15 protein-coding genes are annotated in these 18,584 nt (G+C 52.7%); 9 read left to right on the top strand and 6 right to left on the bottom strand.

Annotation, left to right across the window (positions count from 1 at the left end):
• The first annotated feature begins 14 nt into the window (after positions 1-14).
• From IE065_RS10815 to IE065_RS10825, 3 genes are all read left to right on the top strand, one after another.
• Positions 15-674, top strand: a complete 660-nt coding sequence (locus IE065_RS10815) for a hypothetical protein (RefSeq protein WP_189514892.1) — start codon at positions 15-17, stop codon at positions 672-674.
• Positions 675-801: 127 nt separating this feature from the next.
• Entirely contained in the window at positions 802-2,142 is a 1,341-nt protein-coding gene (locus IE065_RS10820; RefSeq protein WP_189514895.1) for a response regulator, read from the top strand.
• Between the two features lie 7 nt (positions 2,143-2,149).
• On the top strand, positions 2,150-4,024 hold the full coding sequence (locus tag IE065_RS10825) for a GspE/PulE family protein (RefSeq protein WP_189514897.1): 1,875 nt from the start codon (positions 2,150-2,152) through the stop codon (positions 4,022-4,024).
• 148 nt (positions 4,025-4,172) lie between these two features.
• Here IE065_RS10825 and IE065_RS10830 read toward each other — a convergent pair whose 3' ends face one another.
• From IE065_RS10830 to IE065_RS10840, 3 genes are all read right to left on the bottom strand, one after another.
• Complete coding sequence (locus IE065_RS10830; RefSeq protein ID WP_189514899.1) at positions 4,173-5,621, bottom strand: sulfatase-like hydrolase/transferase; 1,449 nt, start codon at positions 5,619-5,621, stop codon at positions 4,173-4,175.
• A 308-nt stretch (positions 5,622-5,929) separates the two neighbouring features.
• On the bottom strand, positions 5,930-7,108 hold the full coding sequence (locus tag IE065_RS10835) for a vWA domain-containing protein (RefSeq protein WP_189514901.1): 1,179 nt from the start codon (positions 7,106-7,108) through the stop codon (positions 5,930-5,932).
• Between the two features lie 25 nt (positions 7,109-7,133).
• Complete coding sequence (locus IE065_RS10840) at positions 7,134-7,349, bottom strand: hypothetical protein (protein ID WP_189514902.1); 216 nt, start codon at positions 7,347-7,349, stop codon at positions 7,134-7,136.
• 436 nt (positions 7,350-7,785) lie between these two features.
• Between IE065_RS10840 and IE065_RS10845 the strand changes: the two genes are divergently transcribed.
• From IE065_RS10845 to IE065_RS10860, 4 genes are all read left to right on the top strand, one after another.
• Positions 7,786-9,111, top strand: coding sequence for an ABC transporter substrate-binding protein (locus IE065_RS10845; RefSeq protein ID WP_189514904.1), 1,326 nt, complete (start codon positions 7,786-7,788; stop codon positions 9,109-9,111).
• A complete protein-coding gene (locus IE065_RS10850) occupies positions 9,108-10,025 on the top strand; it encodes a carbohydrate ABC transporter permease (protein WP_189514906.1) in 918 nt (305 codons plus the stop codon). Before IE065_RS10845 ends, IE065_RS10850 begins: the two co-directional genes overlap by 4 nt.
• Positions 10,022-10,864 (top strand): carbohydrate ABC transporter permease, encoded by an 843-nt coding sequence (locus IE065_RS10855; RefSeq protein WP_189514908.1) that lies wholly within the window; start codon positions 10,022-10,024, stop codon positions 10,862-10,864. Before IE065_RS10850 ends, IE065_RS10855 begins: the two co-directional genes overlap by 4 nt.
• A 95-nt stretch (positions 10,865-10,959) precedes the next feature.
• A complete protein-coding gene (locus tag IE065_RS10860; RefSeq protein WP_189514910.1) occupies positions 10,960-12,219 on the top strand; it encodes an FAD-dependent oxidoreductase in 1,260 nt (419 codons plus the stop codon).
• A gap of 35 nt (positions 12,220-12,254) precedes the next feature.
• Here the strand turns inward: IE065_RS10860 and IE065_RS10865 are convergent, their stop codons facing one another.
• Positions 12,255-13,607, bottom strand: a complete 1,353-nt coding sequence (locus IE065_RS10865) for an FAD-dependent oxidoreductase (protein ID WP_189514912.1) — start codon at positions 13,605-13,607, stop codon at positions 12,255-12,257.
• Between the two features lie 141 nt (positions 13,608-13,748).
• Between IE065_RS10865 and IE065_RS10870 the strand changes: the two genes are divergently transcribed.
• Together IE065_RS10870 and IE065_RS10875 are read left to right on the top strand one after the other, a co-directional pair.
• Positions 13,749-14,759 (top strand): LacI family DNA-binding transcriptional regulator, encoded by a 1,011-nt coding sequence (locus tag IE065_RS10870; protein ID WP_189514914.1) that lies wholly within the window; start codon positions 13,749-13,751, stop codon positions 14,757-14,759.
• A gap of 132 nt (positions 14,760-14,891) precedes the next feature.
• Positions 14,892-15,248, top strand: a complete 357-nt coding sequence (locus IE065_RS10875; protein ID WP_189514916.1) for a Spx/MgsR family RNA polymerase-binding regulatory protein — start codon at positions 14,892-14,894, stop codon at positions 15,246-15,248.
• Positions 15,249-15,380: 132 nt separating this feature from the next.
• Here IE065_RS10875 and IE065_RS10880 read toward each other — a convergent pair whose 3' ends face one another.
• Positions 15,381-17,132: an Rne/Rng family ribonuclease gene (locus IE065_RS10880; RefSeq protein ID WP_189514918.1), complete on the bottom strand. Its 1,752-nt coding sequence runs from the start codon at positions 17,130-17,132 to the stop codon at positions 15,381-15,383.
• A 104-nt stretch (positions 17,133-17,236) separates the two neighbouring features.
• Positions 17,237-18,544, bottom strand: coding sequence for an FtsW/RodA/SpoVE family cell cycle protein (locus tag IE065_RS10885; protein ID WP_229792098.1), 1,308 nt, complete (start codon positions 18,542-18,544; stop codon positions 17,237-17,239).
• Positions 18,545-18,584: the final 40 nt, after the last annotated feature.

The following is an 18,584-nucleotide window of genomic DNA, read 5'->3' on the forward strand; positions in this document are numbered from 1 at the left end:
AATCGTTGTCGATTATGGAAAAACTGACGCTGGAACCTACCCTACACATTCGTTTTACGAATGATTTTACAGCGGTTAAAATAGATGGAGATCTCGACGATCCCAGCAGCTTTGGCCTCACACTGATGACTGCGTTACGTTCCCTGAACTCGGGGGCAGAAGGGTTATCATTGGGCGAGGTCAAAAGCATCCGAGGCCACGATTCAAGTGAAGGCTTTCAGCTTACTTTGGATGATGCTGGCCATAATTTTAAAAAGTATGAGCAGGTTACCCAATGGGCTGATTTTGATGGGACGACGGCTGATGGCGTATGCTATTATCCAGTGATTCCTGCAGCGGCAGATCTCACATCTTGGCTAGACCAACTGCCTAACGTTCGTTGGCGGGGCTTGCGTATTCAGGCTGATGACGACTGGAAACATTATTTTAGGGAACAAGAAGCTGACGAATCCGTTATTTCCGCTTTTAGCCTGTCGTTTTTGCAATTGGATCTCTTGATTCGTTCGCTGAGTTTACCACGCCAGCAATTGCAGATAAATTTTGCTGAAAATACGCTCTGGATCGCCGTTAACGACGACAGTGATTTTCTTCTAGTGCTGAGTAGCTCAAACATAAGTCATGGCACGCGCGCCACTTTGGAGCGCTGCCTGAGCTTTTTTACCTGGCCTTTGTAAGTGAATCTACGCACCTGCCGTAGGGTTGATGGCTGGGGTCATGGTAAACCATGCTTGAAAGCTCGTTTCCGATGCCTCATAAGCATGTATCACTTTGGCTCATTAAGCGCACATTAATTTAGTAACTATGGCACAGCGAATTCTCGTTCTTGATGACGAAGAAAACTACGCCGACATGCTACGTGCATTGTTGGAACAACATTCTTTTCTGGTAGACTCTGTGACGGACCCCGCCCGGGCGTTAGAGAAACTCCATGGCACTGGTTACGAATTGGTTATCTCTGATTTCAAAATGCCGGGCATGGATGGCGCGGATTTCCTAAGCAAATCTCGGGAAATGAATCCCGACTTGCCAGTGATTCTGGTTTCCGGACTGATGAATACCCCAGACCTCGTCAAGGTTGCCAACATGGGTGTGACGCTGGTTCTGGAGAAGCCGATCGACATCCAACTGTTCATTAATCACGTCAAACGCTTTGTCCAGCCAGCAACCAAAGATGAGTTTCGGGTGCACCGCCAAGGCAAGAGCGGAGAGGTCGCTGGTGCCTTGGCTTTTAAGCAAACTTACCCACGCACACTGCATTATTTGTGCGACCGTTCCCACGTCTTCCGTTATTTTTTGGAGCATGTTTGGGGCGCTGCGAATGAGCAGGATCATATATTTATTTCGGCTCCCCGTGGGAGTGAGGCCGATTTATTGTTACGCGAAGTTTCTCTATGGCGGAAATTTAGCGCCACCCGAATTCATTGGCTCGATCTTCGCCACCCGGATTGTGTCCGTATGAGTGCGGCTCTGAAGGAGAAAGCGGTGGACAGTAAAACCAGTGAGCTTGTTGGCGTCATTGGTTTCGCTGATTCATCATTGGCGGCGCAGGAGCAAGTGGTGGATTGTATTCGCGAATCCCCGGAGAATCTTGCCTTCCTTTATTTCATCGAGAGTGACCTGATTGACTCCGATACGCGTGTGATTGATCCGGAATTGCGTGAATTATTGGAGCAAAGTCTGTGTGTGATGCCCCCGTTGAACGCTCGTTTGGCAGACCTTGCTGCTTATGTGAAACGTTACTTGCCGCTGATCGCCGAGTCGCTCAAACGGCCGGGCCGATCGGAACTCGACCCCCAAGGAATTGCTTTGTTGCTTTCCTACACATGGCCTGGGAACTTTCGAGAACTGATTGATGTATTGCGCGTCGCTGTTGCTTTGCAGACTGAAGGTCCGGTAATGCAGCAAGATCTGGCGACTGCCCTGCAACGTGTTTCCAATCACAATTCTTCCTCTCCCCACGAATTGTTGCCATTAAGTGCTGCGATTCAGGAGCGGCAGCACTACATCGTCAGCAACGCAATGCGGGAGTCAGGGCAGGATATTGTGTCCACTCTTAACACGCTTGGCGTTGGCCCACAGGCGATCAATCCCGATACGGGCGCAGACAATCTGCCCCTGATCTATCCAGAACTGATTAACTGAAATCGTTATGCCTCTCGCACGTATCCAAGCATCAATTGTCCGTAATCTCTGCCAGTTTAACCGTATTACCAACGAGCAGGCGGAGCACATCATCAATACCGATGCCGAACTTTCAGGAGAGGAGGTAGAGGCGCTGCTCGCTCAGGATTACGGCATTAGCGAATTTCAGCTGCTCGCCGCCAAGAGTAAGGCCTTCGGTATGGCACCGTTTAACGCGTTTCATTTCGAGCCTAATGATCGTACTTTCGAAAAGTTGGACAAAGAATTCTGCGAAGAGCATGTGGTTCTGCCAGTTGGTTTTGTAGGTAATACATTTGTGGTCGCGGTCCACAACCCCTTTGACCTGACCGTTCTCAATTTGGTTCATGAGCATACTCGCCGCAAGGTGTCGCCACTACTGGGCATCAAGCGCGAAATCTTGGCAAAACTCAAGATTGGGGGCGACGAGCAGCCCGTTGTCGCGGAAGGTTTTGGTGATGTTGTTGACGCACTCGACATGGAGTACGACATCGACGAGGAAAAGCTAGAAGAAGGCGATGCCGAAGATTCCGCACCTATCATTCAATTAGCCAACCGGATCATTGAAGATGCCTATTATTCTGGTGGAAGTGACATACACATTGAGCCTTTTGAAAAAGACTGTCGCATTCGGGTACGCGTGGATGGTGTGTTGCAGGAAAAACTTTCCGTTTCGGCGAAGGTCTCGGGTGCCCTAATGGCGCGCCTTAAGATCATGAGCAATCTCGATATCGCGGAGAAGCGGTTGCCGCAAGATGGTCGTATTATTTTTAAGCATTTTACTCGAAAGCCGATTAACATCGATTTACGTGTATCCACTGCGCCGCTCAACCATGGCGAAGGCATTGTCATGCGTATTCTCGACAAATCTAAGTCGACGCTACCGTTGCCAGCATTGGGCTTTGAGCCGGAGAACCTTGAGCGCTATCGCGAATGCATTACCCGACCTTACGGGATGATTCTCCACTGCGGTCCCACCGGTTCAGGTAAATCGATGACGCTCTATTCGGCGCTCAATGAAATTAACGATCCAGGCATATGCATCCGCACGGCAGAGGACCCGATTGAGTACACTTTGCCTGGCCTCTGTCAGATGCAGATGCACCGCAAAATCGGGTTAACCTTCGCCACTGCGCTACGCGCCTTCTTGCGACAAGATCCGGACGTCATTCTCGTCGGGGAAATTCGCGACTCGGAAACAGCGGGTATCGCTGTGGAAGCAGCACTTACTGGACACATGCTCTTCAGTACGTTGCACACCAATGATGCGCCGGGGACAGTTGCGCGTTTGACTGAAATGGGGGTCGAGCCGTTCATGATTTCAGCGTCGATCGTCGCGGTCTGTGCGCAGCGTCTGATGCGCCGTGTCTGTAAAAGCTGCCGTCAGTCTTACGAGCCTGAATCGCGCGAATTTGAAATTCTCCGCAAGGCAATTCAATTTGAAGGAGGCGGCATCTTCCGCGCCAACCGCATTGGCTGTCCTGCCTGCTCGGGTAAGGGCTACAAGGGGCGAGTGGGCATTCACGAAATGATGACTACAAGCGAGGCACTCATTGAAGGCATTAACCAAGAAATGGAATCCGCAGAACTTAAGAAAATTGCGATGTTCAGTGGTATGTCGACGCTGCACATGGATTCGATGAAGAAGGTTCGCTCTGGATTGACTACAATGGAGGAGGCGATTTCCACTATTCCACCAGACATGGAGGACCTTGAGGCTCTTGCTGAAGAATTCGAATTACAGGCCAAGCTCAAAACCCGAAAGGATAAGGAGCGGAAAAAGGAAATTGAGGAGCTTAAGGCGGAGTCGCTTGCGCTGGAGGCTGAGGAAGCAGAAGCACTCGAGGCAGCTAAAACGAAATAGCCAACAACTGCTAGCTTAGTAAATTGCAAATGCTCAGTGCGCTGAGCATTTTTGCCTCGATGCTTTGAACGATGCGATTATTCCTCGCGAAAGGTGATCGGAATAAATTGTCGTGGTGGGGGGCGTGTACCCCTTTGGGGAGCTCAGTCTAGGTATTCTCTTTCCAGACCGCACGCGGTGGATGATTCTGACATGGCGTACAACGCTCAGCGGAGAATTCACGATCACGGTCTTTCAAATAGTCTCCAAGTTGTTCACGGAACTTCGGGAGCAGATCGGCATGAGAGCCTGAGCAATCATGGAGATCATCGGGATCTTCAAGCGTATTGAAGAGCTGCTCCTCGTGGGTCTTGGCGAACCAAATGTATTTCCATGGGCCTTCGACGATGAAGTTATGCGTGGCCACGCCAGTGCATTCGCCAAAAAGACGTTCGCGGGTATGGCAGGATTCACCGCGCAGGGCAGGTGCCAGCGATCGGCTGTTGAGTTCGTTGTTGTACTGTTCAGGCATCTCAACGCCGCAGAGGTCGAACACCGTTGCGGCAACGTCTTCCAAAGACACTAGTCCGTCAAATGAACCTGGCTTGAGGTCCATATTGCGCCAAGAGACAAAGAATGGAATGTGCGCCGAGGCTTCGTAGGGCAGCGATTTTCTCCAGAGATGGTGGTCACCGAGCATTTCGCCATGATCAGAAGTGAAGATAATGATCGTCGGTTCTGAGGCGCGGGGAGAGCCATAACCAAAGGCACGGTTTAGCAAATAATCAATCCGATGGTCGACGTGAGTGATCAGGCCATAGTAGCCACGAATGGCGTCGAAAATTTCTTGTTCACGGAATGGCCCCGTCGCGTTGATATTACGGGTGCCGGGTCGCCATTCCTTGTCCTTTGGTGTCCAGTCGGAGAACACCGGCTGACCGCCATGGTTCGCATACATGTCCCAATATGCTTGCGGCGGGACAAGTGGTGGGTGTGGTGCCCAGTAGCTTAGGTGAAGGAAGAACGGGCAACTTGGGTCGCGATATTCCGTTACAAAATCTACCGCCCGGTCGGTCAACCAACTGGTGTGGTGGTATTGCTCCGCCAAGTCCCAAGGGCGTGCGTTGCGGCCGTTGCCGTCTATGCCGATGTTGTTTGGCTGATCAGTGATTCCACGATACTTCAAGTCCTCGGCCCAATCGTTGACGCTCTGTAATTCAGTGTCAGATCGATCATTTGGGCTCTCGGTGCGGATCATGTGATCGTAGCCGTAGCGCTTGCGCTGAGGATAGAGGTGCAGTTTGCCAATGAGCTGCGTCTGGTAGCCATGTCGGCCCAGCAGGTCGGGGGAGGAAATTGGGGCATCCCACTCCAAACCGTCCTTATAACCATAGAGGCCGTGGGCTTGAGGGTGCAAACCGGAGAGTAGGCTGCGTCGCGCAGGAATGCACACTGGGCAGGTTGTGTAGGCTCGCGTGCAGTTCATCCCATCGGCCGCGAGCGAATCCAATGTAGGAGTGCGTAGTGTTGTGGAAGGCCGATTGAGTGCAAGGGCATCCCAGCGCTGCTGGTCTGTGGTAATCAGGAGGATGTTTGGTTTCTCTGCGGTTGCGGGCATGTGATTATTGCATGGTTGTCAGTTTATGATCGGGGGGGGCAAAGGAACATGTGCATGGCATTGTCGATAACCTTGGCAGGTATTTCAACGGAATTCATTCAATCAGTTGATTGACTCTAGTTGTTTTGACGAAACGAGCCTTCGGTCGCTAGCCGTGGTTGGTCGCATGAATATGTATGATATAGGGATGCCGAAGTTCTGTTTATGAAAACCAGAGGACCTTTGAACGCCAAGGTCGATGTTTTGGTTTGTAGACAAAAAAAGCCCCACTTCTAGGAAGAGGGGCTTTTTTTAATATTTGAATGAGATCAGGACTGATTGTCCTTTTTGTCATCATCCGACATTTTTTGAAGGTCTTTTTCGGTGATTTTCCGGAATTTCCCGCCCTTAAATGGCTTTTGCAACGATTCCATGATCGCTTGTTCCTTGTCACCAGTGGAATAGCCAACGACGTGCAACGGTGGTAATTGGGTTTTGTGAACTTCGCGGTAGATTTCCTTCACGCGATCCCCGATCATCTTAACGAGCTCAGCGGTGCTCATGTAATGTGAAAAGCTTGGGCTCCAGCCGACATCTTTTGGGGGATTTGGGGCGGAGAATCCGCCGGGCCAGCCGCCTTCACGGATTTCTGGAGGAAGTCCACGGCGTCGACGGTCTGCTTGGTAATCGGCGACTTTCTTTTTAAATTCTTTATAATCCTCTTGGTATTGCCTGTATTCTTTAGAATCCTTGTTTTTAGCAAACGCCTTTTGGTAATCGTGGTGGCGTTTTTGGAAGTTTTTCAAATCCTTCTCAGTTACTGCACGTCGAAGATTTGGGGTGCCGTCGGTAATCATGAAGATCGCATCTGCTCCACGTTCCGTCGCTGCGAGGATGGCCAAGTCCATACGTGAACTGCCTGCACCGATCTTTTGTTGCTCAGGGGTACGTTCTTGGAGTTCGAAGACGGCGTCTGGGTCGTCTTTGTCTCCGGATACGCGGACGAGATTATGGCGTAATATGGGCAAATCGGTCAAGTCGGGGATGACAGAGAATCCCCTGGCCCCCTGATAGCTGAATCTGCCGTTTTCGTATTTCCAGAAGCGGTCAATCCAGCGTGCTGCTGCTTGACGATTAGCTTCGGTGGCGGCTACTGGATTTGCGCGGAAGGTTTCCAAGTTATCGTCAAAGGCGTAAATGTTAAACAATGTTCCGGGTTTGAGGTTGTTGATCATCTTGGTGATCTCTTCCTTAACACGGGCATAGCCTGCGACATCGCCGCGTTGCTTCTCGACCATGCTCTTTGCGGTATCGAGAATGAAGGCCACATTTTCGCCGTTGTCCTTGATGCCAAAAAAATCCACGGCCGATTTGGAGAAATCGACGCCACCTGCGCCAAAGCCACCGCGGCCACCGCCGACTCCACCGGTGCCGACTGAGACCATGGAATCAACCACGGGGATGTTCACATTGATGTCAGGCAGGTTGATTTGAGAAATATTCGTCACCGCAATGCGCGCCTTTGGGCGTGCGCTACTTTTTTGGGAGCTTTTCAGCGTCACTTGATGCTGGGGCGGGTCGGGGGGGGGGGGGGGGGGGGAGGACCGGGGCTTCCATTTCTGGTTTTTCCGGGCGCATGGTTGACCATATGGTAAAACCACCCAACAGAGCTAGGCCTGCAACGTGAACAATGAGACTGACGGCTACCACTTCTATGAGTGGCAGGTTAACTTTCCGTTTTCTGGGCATTTTAGGGGGGGGAAGGAGGGACGACTAAGGAAAATGGAGGCCGCTTTGGTTTTGCCACAACAGCCCTAGTAAAATAAGAATAGCCCTTTATAGTTTGTCAACGAGTATTCTATGCAATTGAGTGCCGCGATTATCCTAGTGCCTGTCAATACTGGGGTGATTGACGAATAGATTTTGCTGATAATGACCTCAACGCCGTTGCTATGAGCCGTATAATATTGGAATCAAGGCCATTGAGGGGAATCTGCCAAGTGATTTGAATCATAAGAATGGGTGCCAGTAGCATTCTCAACTGCGTCGTCGAAATCAAGATTCCAGTTGGCTTGGCTGAAAGCTCACTTGCCTTTGTGGGCTGGTGATGCTTTTATCAGGAGATATGACCGGGTGCCATTTCCCCGCCAGTATACCTCTCCGCCATTATTTAATCTCGATTTGCATGCTGGGCGCTGTGCTGTCGGCGCTGGTTGGTTGTGGCAGTGAGAAGGCGGACAGGCGCATCAAGCTTGATTACTGGGAGGTTTGGAGCGGTTTTGAGCGCGACGCCATGCAGACTCTGGTTGATGAGTTCAACGCCTCCCAAGATCGTATTTACGTTAACTTCCTCTCTGTCAGTCAGATGGAGCGTAAGCTATTGCTCGCCACTGCGGGCGGAAATCCGCCAGACATCGCGGGTATGCGTTCGACGGACATTGCGCTGTTTGCTGAGAATGGTGCCTTGACGCCGCTGGACTCTTATGCCGCGCAGTATGGCATCGAAGGCGAAAATTACCTGCCAGCCATCTGGGATTTGCTCAACCTCCATGGCCGGCTTTGGGCGCTGCCAACGACGCCCGGCAATAGCGCCCTCCATTGGAACAAACGCCTCTTCCGTGAAGCTGGTCTGGACCCCGAACGCCCGCCACGAACCATTGCCGAACTGGAGGCCTTTAACGATCAGATCACGCGCTTTAATGCGAAAGGAGAAATCGAGGTGCTTGGCCATTTGCCACAAGAACCCGGATGGTGGCAAGACATGTGGGTCTATTGGTTTGGTGGGGCGTTGTGGAACGGGGAAGACGCCATCACCGCAGATGACCCGAGAAACCGTGATGCGCTGGAGTGGATGGCAACCTATCCCGAGCGTTTTGGCCAAGATAAGCTGACTGCCTTCCGTGATTTGAGTGGCAACTTTGCCTCGCCGCAAAACCCGTTCTTTCGTGGTCGCATAGCGATGGTACTTCAAGGGACGTGGATGTATAATTTCATCCAAAACTTTGCCCCGGAAGATTTCGAGTGGGGCGTGGCTCCGTTTCCAAGTGTGAAGCTGGAGGACTACGGCGTGAATATCGTGGAAACCAACTTACTCGTCATCCCCAAGGGTGCGCAGCATCCCACGGAGGCCTTTGAGTTTATTGCGTGGATGCAGCAGCCAAAGAATCTGGAGAAGTTGAATCTCCTTCAGCGAAAGTTCAGCCCGTTAGTGGAGGTCAGCACGGGATTTTACCAAAAGCATCCCAACCCCCATATTCGCATTTATCGAGACTTGGCTGCTGCGCCCAAAGCGATTTCGCGACCACCGCTCACGACTTTCGTTGAATATCAGGCCGACATGATCAACGCCTACGATGCCGTGATCAGACAAAACGCGACACCGGAAGAAGCGTTGGACGCCGTGCAAAAACGTCAGGAACGGCTCTTTGAGCGCATGTATAACCGCTGGCAAAAAGTGAAGGATACTCGGCAGGAAGAATGGGCAAAAGTAGATGCGGAGGTTGCTCAATGACGGGTCAGGAAAAATATAATCTGCGGATGGGCCTTCTCTTCATTAGCCCGTGGCTTTGCGGCTTTATACTCACGGCGCTTTATCCGCTGGTCAGCTCCTTGGGATTATCGTTCACGGACTACTCTGTGTTATCAAAGCCAGTCTTTGTGGGCACGGATAATTACCGTGATTTGGCGACTGATGAGCTGTTTTGGCAATCGCTGTGGAATACCTTTTATTTCGCCGCAATCTCGATCCCGTTAAACCTCGGGTTGGCGTTGGCATTGGCCATCATGCTCAACCTTAATCTGCCGGGCAAAAAATATTTCCGCACGATTTATTTCCTGCCTTCGCTGGTGCCAATGGTCTGCCTAGCGGTTCTCTGGCAGTGGATGCTCAATGGGCGCTTGGGGCTGATCAACGCGATGTTACGCCCGATTACCGATGTGCTGAGCGCGGTGCTGGAGGTCAGCATTAGTCCGCCAAATTGGTTGGTCGATCCGGCCTATGCCAAGTTGGGCCTAGTCCTTGCGGGTATGTGGGGTGTGGGCAACGCGGTCGTTATTTTCATGGCGGGTTTGCAGGACGTGCCACGTGCGCTCTATGATGCGGCGGACCTCGACGGCTGCAATTTTTGGCAGAAAACGCGCCACGTCACGCTGCCGATCATTTCGCCGGTTATTTATTTTAATGGTATTATGGGGCTGATTGGTTCGTTTCAAGTGTTCGCTGTGCCTTACGTGATGACAGATGGCGGGGAAGGCCCCGCCCGCTCTCTACTGTTTGCAGCGACCTACATTTTTAATAAGACCTTCCGCAGTTTGAGCATGGGCTATGCCTGTGCGATTTCGCTGATTCTGTTTCTGATCATTCTGGCACTCACACTGGTCGCGACAAAGCTCACCAAGCGCCACATTCACTACGAAGGCAAATGACAAGCCAAACCGCACAACGAGTTCAGAAGCTCTGCCTCTACCTCTTGCTGGTAGTTGGGGCGATTGCCTTTCTGGCACCGTTTGCCTGGATGGTCTCCACTTCGCTCAAGCCATTAGAAGAAACTATGACCATGCCGCCGCGCTGGATTCCCAAGGAAATCCTCTGGAGCAATTATCCTGAAGCTGTTGCAGAAATGCGCTACTTCTGGCGTTACACGGCGAACACGCTTTTCCTCTGTTTTATGACGGTCACCGGGACGGTCTTGAGCAGCGCAATCGCGGCCTATGGATTTTCCCGCATTGAGTGGGTGGGGCGAGACAAGGTATTCCTCCTCGTTTTAGCCACGATGATGATTCCCTTTCCGGTGGTGATGGTGCCAATGTACACACTGTTTAAATTGATCGGCTGGACGGGGACTTTCAAGCCACTCTGGGTTCCGAGTTTTCTGGCGGCTGCCTTCAATGTTTTCCTGCTGCGTCAGTTTTTTCTCACCTTGCCCAAGGACATCTCGGAGGCGGCACGCATCGATGGTTGCAGCGAGTGGCAAATCTTTTGGCGCGTGATTTTGCCCCTGGCCAAGCCCGCGCTGATCGTAGTGGCGTTGTTTCAATTTATGGCAACTTGGAACGATTTTATCGGGCCGCTGATCTATCTGAGTGAGCAACAAGACATGACGCTTGCGCTCGGCTTACAAGCTTACGAAAGCAAGGGCGGCGGCACGAACTGGAACTATCTCATGGCTGCCTCTACGTTGATCGTGTTGCCGGTGGTCGGGCTGTTTTTCATTAGCCAACGTTACTTCATTGAGGGCATTGCCACAACCGGCGGTAAGGGCTGACGAGTTAAGCGGAATGACGGGTGACAGTCGCAGAAAAAATGTATTGATGCTTTCATTCGTTGTCGAAGGCATCATAGAGTTGTGCTCATCACACTATGGATTCCTACGATGTCATCGTCATCGGGGGAGGGCCTACGGGTTTCCCCGCCGCCATTCAAGCTGCTCGCATGGGTGCCAAAACTCTCTTGGTTGAAAAGAGCGGCCAGCTAGGCGGCTCGACCACGCTCAATCGGGTCGCATTTCCAGGCATCTTTCATGCTTGGGGCCGGCAAGTTATCGCTGGCATCGGTTGGGATGTTGTTTGCCGAACAGTCGAAGTGGATGGTGGTGAGTTGCCCGATTTTTCAGATATTCATGCCCGCCATTGGCAGCATCAAGTGCGGCTTTGCCCGACCATTATGACGGCACTCATCGACGAGGATATCCAGCAGTCCGGCTGTGAGCTGCTCTTGCACACGATCCCGGCCTCCGTTACGCGTGAAGACGAGCAATGGCAGGTCCAACTGTGTGGTAAGGAAGGCTTATTTACCGTTTCGACAAAGTGGTTGATCGACGCTAGCGGAGACGCCAATGCGGCGAGGATGGCAGGTTGCCCAATCCAACCGCGGAACGAGGAACTGCAGCCCGGAACGCTTGTTTTCTGTTTGGAAGGCTACGATTCGAAGGATATTGACATCGACACTCTTGATCTAGCGGCGCAGCGTGCATTGGCTGAGGGCAAGCTTGAGCGCGGCGATTTCGGTTGGGGTGGTCATTCATTTGGGCAACTGGTCCGCTCACGCGGCAAGAACGCAATCCACACGCCAGAAATCGATGCTGTGGACAGCGCGGGCAAGACTCACGCCGAGTTGAAAAGCCGTGCTGCGCTGCTGCGAGTCTTTCGTTTCCTCAAGAAGTATCCTGGTTTTGAGGGGCTGCACATTGCTTGGTGCGCGCCCGAATGTGGCATTCGTGAGACGCGCTGCATCGTCGGCGAGAGCCAAATTACCTACGACGATTATATCTCTGGTAAACGCTGGCCGGATGCGGTCTGCTACAGCTTTTACCCGATCGACCTGCACACGCACGATGGCCTGAAATACGAAAAACTGGCTGAAGGCGTCGTGCCAACAATTCCTCTGTCTGCGATGATTCCTGTCGGGACCACGCAATTTCTGGCCGCCGGTCGCTGTACTTCGGGTGACCAACTGGCGCATTCGGCCTACCGGGTGCAAGCCAGTTGCATGGCAATGGGGCAGGCTGCGGGCGCTGTCGCTGCGCTTTGTGCGCAGCAGGGCCAAGCCAATGCAGCCCAAGTGGATTTTGCCGAATTGAAATCTGCTCTTGAGGCGCAGGGTGCAGTTTTCCCCGATTAGAAAACTGCGTAGATGTGGTGGATGCTAAGAAGCCTTTAGACCGGCAACATCAGAGACCCGCCATCAGCCATGAGGGTGCGCAGTTTGGTGGGGCTGACTGCAGCGGCGGATTGCTCGTTCTTGAGGGCAAGGTAGGCGGCGACGCCCGCGGCTTCACCAGTTTGGTTCATGTTGACCATGACTCGGATTGCGCCGTGAGCCACGGAATCTGCGTCGATGAAGCGACCGGCAGCCAGCACGTTGTCAAAGGGCCCTTGCGGAATTAGGCTGCGGTAGGGAATTTGGTAATAGGTTGGACTATCTGGAGTTTCCGGGCGCCAGCGACCAATCTCATGGGGATAACCTGGCCGGGCACGAATTTCGCGTCCGTCGAGGTAACGAAAAGTCAGGCCGGGCTTGTCATCGTGATGAATGTCCACCCGGTAGGAGCCGTAGGCGATGGCGTCGTCAAAGTGATGGCCGTGGAGCACTTCATCACCCGTGATTTGGTGATGACAACGCACATGACGCGTTTCGCGAATGCCGATGCGGGCGGGCAGAGATTGCAGGATAAGCTTTGAGTTTGGGGCGTGCTGTCGCATGATGTCGTGGATTGCGCGGACTTGGCGGCGACCTTCTATCTCGGCGCGAGTGAAGCCCTCCGCCGTCGAGCAGTCATCGTAAACGCGGGTGCCTGCCAGCATGAAAATATCGGAGCCGGGAATTTTCCCGCCCCAAGCGAAGCCTTGTGGCAGATTGAATGCTTCGCCGTGCTCGCGGATTAATTCGCCCCAATTAACACCTTCTAATGTTTCCCATCCACTAAAGGCGGCGCAGGCGGTGGAGGGTTGGCGATGGGCGGCGATATAGGTTTCCAGACCGAGGCGCTCGCACAGGTCGCCGTCGCCAGTGGCGTCGATGAAGAAACGCGCTTTGATCGCTTGGCGCCCGCTTTTGTTTTCGACAGCGATTGCCTTCAGTTGACCGTCTTGGACTATTGGTGCGACGAATGACGTGTGAAGCCAGGGGCGGACACCGTGCTCCAGAACAAGCTCGTCCAGTTCGATTTGCATTTCGGCCGAATTAAAGCGCCAGCCAACGTTGGGATTGGCCAGATCTTCGTTGACGGCGTCGCGGCGTTTGAGTCGGTCAATAAGCTCCTGACTCAGGCCCGCGAAGATACGTTTCTTAAAGGCTTCATCCAGCGGTGTATGCCAGACGTTGACCGAGGAGATTGTTGCGACGCCGCCGAAGCTGCCCATCTTTTCGATAAGGGCTACGGATAGGCCGAGGCGGGCGGCTCGAATCGCCGCAAAAACTCCGGTGCAGGAACCGCCAAGCACACATAAATCAAATTCACCAGTGACGGGCAACTCCCGCGCAGGCTCGTGGAGGGTATCACATGACATGTGTGTGAAGTCTGGGATTTTTTTTTCACAGAGCCAGCCGTTTCTAATATTGGTGTTAAGGTATGCTCTAGAGATCAGTCCGTTTGCCCATTAGCTTTGACAGAATGCATGCCTGGATATTCTTTATTAAAGTGTTAACAAATGGCCTCTCTAAAAGAAATTGCTTCTGACGTTGGCGTCTCCCACGCCTTAGTCTCCCGAGTGTTGAGTAACCGTATGGGCACCACGCGTGTCAGTGCCAAGACTCGACAGGCAATCGTGGATCGGGCAAAGGAACTCAACTACATTCCTAATCCACTTGCGGTGGCGCTCAAGCGTGGTCGCAAAGGCGCGGTGGGTGTCTTCGTGCATGGTGTTGGTATTGAAGGCAGTGAGCTGAGTTTGGCTTTCATCAAAGCAGCGGGTAAGCAGCTTACAGAGCGTGGCTACAATCTGTGGATGCAGTTTTTTAAGGATAAGGACGAGTTCCTGAGTGCCTGTAATGAGCAGTTGATGAGCAAGGTGGACGGGCTGATCCTAGCGGGCATAACCCACGATGAGTTGGTCGAGAATGTTCGTGAAATCGAGCAGCGTGGCTTGCCGGTTGTGTTCTCTTGTCATGGCGATATTGAGAAGCATGGAGTAACGAATTTCCAAGTGGACTCCGAAGCGCAATGCTATCTGACGACCAAGCATTTGCTGGAGCAAGGATGCCGTCGAATTGCCCATACCTTTTGCTTGCCCTTGCGCCATCGTGGCTATGTGCGTGCCCACGAAGAACTCGGGCTCTCTCCGGAGGATAATTTAACTGTATCTACTCCAGACTTCACCCGCAAAACGGGTTTTGATGCGGTGGATCAGCTTATGAAGGCTGGCCTGAAGTTTGATGCAGTCTGCTGTCAGTCAGATGGGCAGGCGGCGGGTGTTTATCAATACTATGCGCTCAAGGGGATTCCGCGCGCCGAGTGGCCGCTGGTTACTGGTATCGACGATTCGCCGATTGCGCGTGATTTCTCGATTGTGCCGCTGACCTCTAGTACTGCTGAAATGGATACGTGCGCCGGGTTGGCCGTGAATGCTATTCATAAAAAAATTGAGAACGAACCTTTTGAAGCCATTACCGCCGTGCCGCCACGTTTGATCATTCGTGAGTCGACGACTCGCGTGAGTTAAGCTGTTCTGCGTGGTTACTGAACGCTTCCAGTCATTCATCGTCGCCTTCACGCTGATCTGTTTCTTTTGGTGCAATGATCGGGGTGAGAAACTGCTCGCCGAAGGCTGCTAAATGGCCAACGAATAACCGACATGCTGAAATTCTACGAATACGCCTCGTGTTCGACGTGTCGGAAGGCGCGTCAATGGTTGGATGCTCAAGGGGTTGCCTATGAACGGTTGCCAATCCGTGAAACACCGCCTTCGCCCGATGAACTCCAGACCATGCTCGACGCCCACGGTGGAGAGATTAAGCGCCTCGTCAATACGTCCAGCGCGGACTATCGCACAACGGGTCTCAAGGATGACCTGCCGGGGCTTTCGTCCAAGGAGGTTTTTAACCGTTTGCAAGAAACGGGGAACCTCGTGAAGCGGCCCTTCCTGATCGGCGACGGCGTTGCACTGGTCGGCTTCAAAGAAGACGATTGGGCTGCCGCGTTTAAGACTTAATCCAGTTTATAACTGGTAGCGCTGGTGCTTCCTCGCGCCGCAGTTTCATCCGATAACGCTTTTCAGGCACAAAAAAAGCCATTGCCAGTGTATGAGACACTGGCAATGGCCTGAAATTGGCGTAGGCCTAATTTAGCGAAGTTCCTTGCCGGTTTCAGCATCAAGGATGCGGAAGTTTTCGACGTGGTAGGCAGGATCGGCTCGGAAGGAGAGCTGGACGTTGTAGGCCTGTTCGATGTCGATCAGGTGTTGGGCGTCCTCCCGGCGTAGGCGCTCTAGATTGGTCGGATGGATGAGCACACGCATGTTGAGCTCGCGTCCGACGTTTGTATCGTTGGCGCGGGCGTGGCGGATGATACTTACCAGGCGACGCTGGATTTCCACGCTCATACTGCGGGGGCTCTTTACGATACCTTTGCCGGTGCAATAAGGGCAGCCTTCGTAAATACCAGAGGAGTGACTTTCCGAATGACGCTGGCGCGTCATCTGCATAATGCCGAGCGGGCTGATAGGCAGGATGTGGTTCTTGGCCTTGTCCTGCGCCATTTCCCGACGCATACGAGAAAGCACAGCATTGCGATCCTTCTTGGACTTCATGTCGATGAAGTCCATGATGATCAGACCACCAATATTGCGCAGACGAACCTGCCGGGCGATCTCGGATGCTGCTTCCAAGTTGACGTTGACGATGTAATTCTTGCCGTCCTTGTCCTTACCTCGGTGTCCGCCGGTGTTAACGTCTATCGCCACGAGTGCTTCTGTTTCTTCGATCACGATTTCCCCGCCACCAGGCAGAGGCACGCGACGCTGAAAGGTCTGCTCGATCTGGCGTTCAATGTTGAAGCGCTCGAAGATCGGGATGTCATCGGTGAATTGAGCAATCTTCCGGCGCGAGCGTGGTGAAATCTCATTGACCGATTCGATCATTGCGCGGTGGCGCTGATCACTGTCGACCAAGACGCGGTCAATCGACTCGGTCAGGAAATCACGGACGGTGCGCTCGATGATATCAGGCTCTTGATAGAGGAGGGTAGGGCCTTTTTCATTCTGAAGCCGATGCTGAATGTCCTCCCACTTTTTGAGCAACATGTGCAAGTCGCGGACGAAGAAGCGGTGCTTTTTACCTTCACCTGCTGTGCGGATGATGACGCCCATGCCCTCGGGGATTTGCAGGCCGCGAAGGATGCCTTTGAGGCGGTCACGTTCTTCACGCTGCTCGATTTTGCGCGAGACACCGCACTGGCCGCTGAACGGCATGAGGACGAGGAACCGGCCGGGTAGGGCGAGGTTGGTTGTGGTGCGTGGGCCTTTGCTGCCGATCTGTCCCTTGGTGATCTGGAGAATGATCTCTGTGCCAATTGGGAAGAGCTTCGGGATGTCCTTCAGGTTAGGCTTTTCAACCTTGGTGGTTTTGCTTGCCTCGGAACGTGTGTCGCGAACGATTTCAATGGTGCTGTCTTCCTGTGCGCCAGGGATGATATCCCAGTAGTGTAGGAAGGCATTCTTGGGCTGACCAATATCCACAAAAGCGGCTTTGAGGCCGTTTTCCAGATTCTGGATTTTTCCTTTGAAAATCGCACCGACCATGCGTTGTTCGCCAGAGCGTTCCACTTCGAACTTGTCCAGCACGCCGTCGACCAGCAGGGCGACACGTGTTTCCAGCGGTTCGGCGTTGATGATCAGTTCACGGTAAGGTTCGTGCTTTTGAGAGGACAATGCGCGTGCAATTTTTTGAAGAATCGGTTGCTTTTTCGCGCGTTGGCGCGATTCGTTTTTGAGCTTTTCCGCGGGAATATGCTCAATCACTTCCTCCTTGGGTGGATGTTGAAGATCTTCGTGGAGGTTGGCGTCGACTGATTCTTTAGTGTTGGGTGATGGATTCATGTTGGGCTTGGCCTTAATGGTTTAAGTTCGGCCAGTGGCTCCGGTGTTAAAAACAGCTACGTCCCGGGATGCAATTTACTCCCGGGGTGAAAAAACGGTCCCGATTAGGAAAAATCCCTTCGATAGCGATAAACGCTCTGAATGAGACCTTGCAGGATGCAGCAGCTAAGAACAAAGGAACCACCGTAACTGAGGAACGGCAGAGGCAGCCCAGTAATGGGCATCAGGCCGATCGTCATACCGATGTTTATGAAGACGTGGATCATTAATATAACGGAGACTCCGACGGCCAATAAGGCGCCGAAGCGGTCGCGCGCCATCCCGGCGATTCGGATGCCGTTTGCGACCAATATAAAAAAAAGAGTGATTACAATTAAACCGCCGACGTACCCGGACTCTTCAGCCAGGACCGCGAAAATGAAGTCATTAGTCGCCACCGTAGGTGGGAGATAACCAAGTTTTGCCTGGGTGCCTTCACCCAAGCCTTTCCCGGTTAATCCGCCTCCGGCAACGGCGTAAAGTGATTGGTTGAGGTTCCAAGCCACGCCAGTGCCCCTTGGGTCAACGACCGAGGGAGCGGCAAAGGCGAGGATCCGGTTGCGCTGGTAGTCCTTGAGTGGCAACAGGGAATGCTGTTCGTATCGGCCTGCATCGCGCAACGGCTCATAACCGTTGTCACGCATGAAGTCCTGATAGCGGTACACATCCATGCTCACCCAAAGAACCGCCAGGAGGAATAAACCGAATACCGTGGCAAAGAACTTCTCGGAAAGCTTGGAAACGTAAAGCAGGCTGAAAACCATTGGCGGAAAAACCAGCGAAGACCCTAAATCGGGTTGCAAGAAAATCAAGAACACTGGGATTGAAGATGCTATGCCGACTTTGATCAAGACCTTAATCGAGTCCCGAAACGTCCCCACCTCTGAACGGGCGAGCAGGCTTGCAACCATCATCAATGTGCCAATTTTCGCGATTTCGGCGGGCTGAATGGAGATTGGGCCGAAGTCCAGCCATCGTGTAGAGCCCCAGCGCGTTTCAACGAGTGGAATACTGAAGTTCATCCCCTTAGCCGCTAAAATGGGATGGATGAGGGCTTGGAGCGCCAAGGGCACTAAAAGCGCCACGCAGAACCAGTAGAAAATATGGGCGTTTTCGAGGTAGAATTTGTAATTAACCAGCGAAACGACGGTGTAGGTGAAGCCTCCGATGACCAGCCAGACAATCTGCATTTTCCAAGCCCCACCGCCCAGGTATTTTTGCGCTGAGTAGATGAAAAATACGCCCATTACACCCAGGATTGCCATACACAGCGGGCTAATCCAGTCACTGCGATGCTCTTCCCCAAACTGCATGAATCGGCGCAGGGGGAATCGTCGGAGGTATTCGGTGAGTGTGTAAACCAACGGGGGCACAATTAAGATAAGGAAACATTCATGTCGCAAAGCAAGCACG

The organism is Cerasicoccus arenae (assembly GCF_014651635.1).
Classification (GTDB): domain Bacteria; phylum Verrucomicrobiota; class Verrucomicrobiia; order Opitutales; family Cerasicoccaceae; genus Cerasicoccus; species Cerasicoccus arenae.

What these genes read in the sequence shown, in the direction of transcription:
- IE065_RS10815 (WP_189514892.1), top strand. Translation starts at nt 15, where the DNA reads ATGGAAAAACTGACGCTGGAACCTACCCTACACATTCGTTTTACGAAT.
- IE065_RS10820 (WP_189514895.1), top strand. Translation starts at nt 802, where the DNA reads ATGGCACAGCGAATTCTCGTTCTTGATGACGAAGAAAACTACGCCGAC.
- IE065_RS10825 (WP_189514897.1), top strand. Translation starts at nt 2,150, where the DNA reads ATGCCTCTCGCACGTATCCAAGCATCAATTGTCCGTAATCTCTGCCAG.
- IE065_RS10830 (WP_189514899.1), bottom strand. Translation starts at nt 5,621, where the DNA reads ATGCCCGCAACCGCAGAGAAACCAAACATCCTCCTGATTACCACAGAC.
- IE065_RS10840 (WP_189514902.1), bottom strand. Translation starts at nt 7,349, where the DNA reads ATGCCCAGAAAACGGAAAGTTAACCTGCCACTCATAGAAGTGGTAGCC.
- IE065_RS10845 (WP_189514904.1), top strand. Translation starts at nt 7,786, where the DNA reads ATGCTGGGCGCTGTGCTGTCGGCGCTGGTTGGTTGTGGCAGTGAGAAG.
- IE065_RS10850 (WP_189514906.1), top strand. Translation starts at nt 9,108, where the DNA reads ATGACGGGTCAGGAAAAATATAATCTGCGGATGGGCCTTCTCTTCATT.
- IE065_RS10855 (WP_189514908.1), top strand. Translation starts at nt 10,022, where the DNA reads ATGACAAGCCAAACCGCACAACGAGTTCAGAAGCTCTGCCTCTACCTC.
- IE065_RS10860 (WP_189514910.1), top strand. Translation starts at nt 10,960, where the DNA reads ATGGATTCCTACGATGTCATCGTCATCGGGGGAGGGCCTACGGGTTTC.
- IE065_RS10865 (WP_189514912.1), bottom strand. Translation starts at nt 13,607, where the DNA reads ATGTCATGTGATACCCTCCACGAGCCTGCGCGGGAGTTGCCCGTCACT.
- IE065_RS10870 (WP_189514914.1), top strand. Translation starts at nt 13,749, where the DNA reads ATGGCCTCTCTAAAAGAAATTGCTTCTGACGTTGGCGTCTCCCACGCC.
- IE065_RS10875 (WP_189514916.1), top strand. Translation starts at nt 14,892, where the DNA reads ATGCTGAAATTCTACGAATACGCCTCGTGTTCGACGTGTCGGAAGGCG.
- IE065_RS10880 (WP_189514918.1), bottom strand. Translation starts at nt 17,132, where the DNA reads ATGAATCCATCACCCAACACTAAAGAATCAGTCGACGCCAACCTCCAC.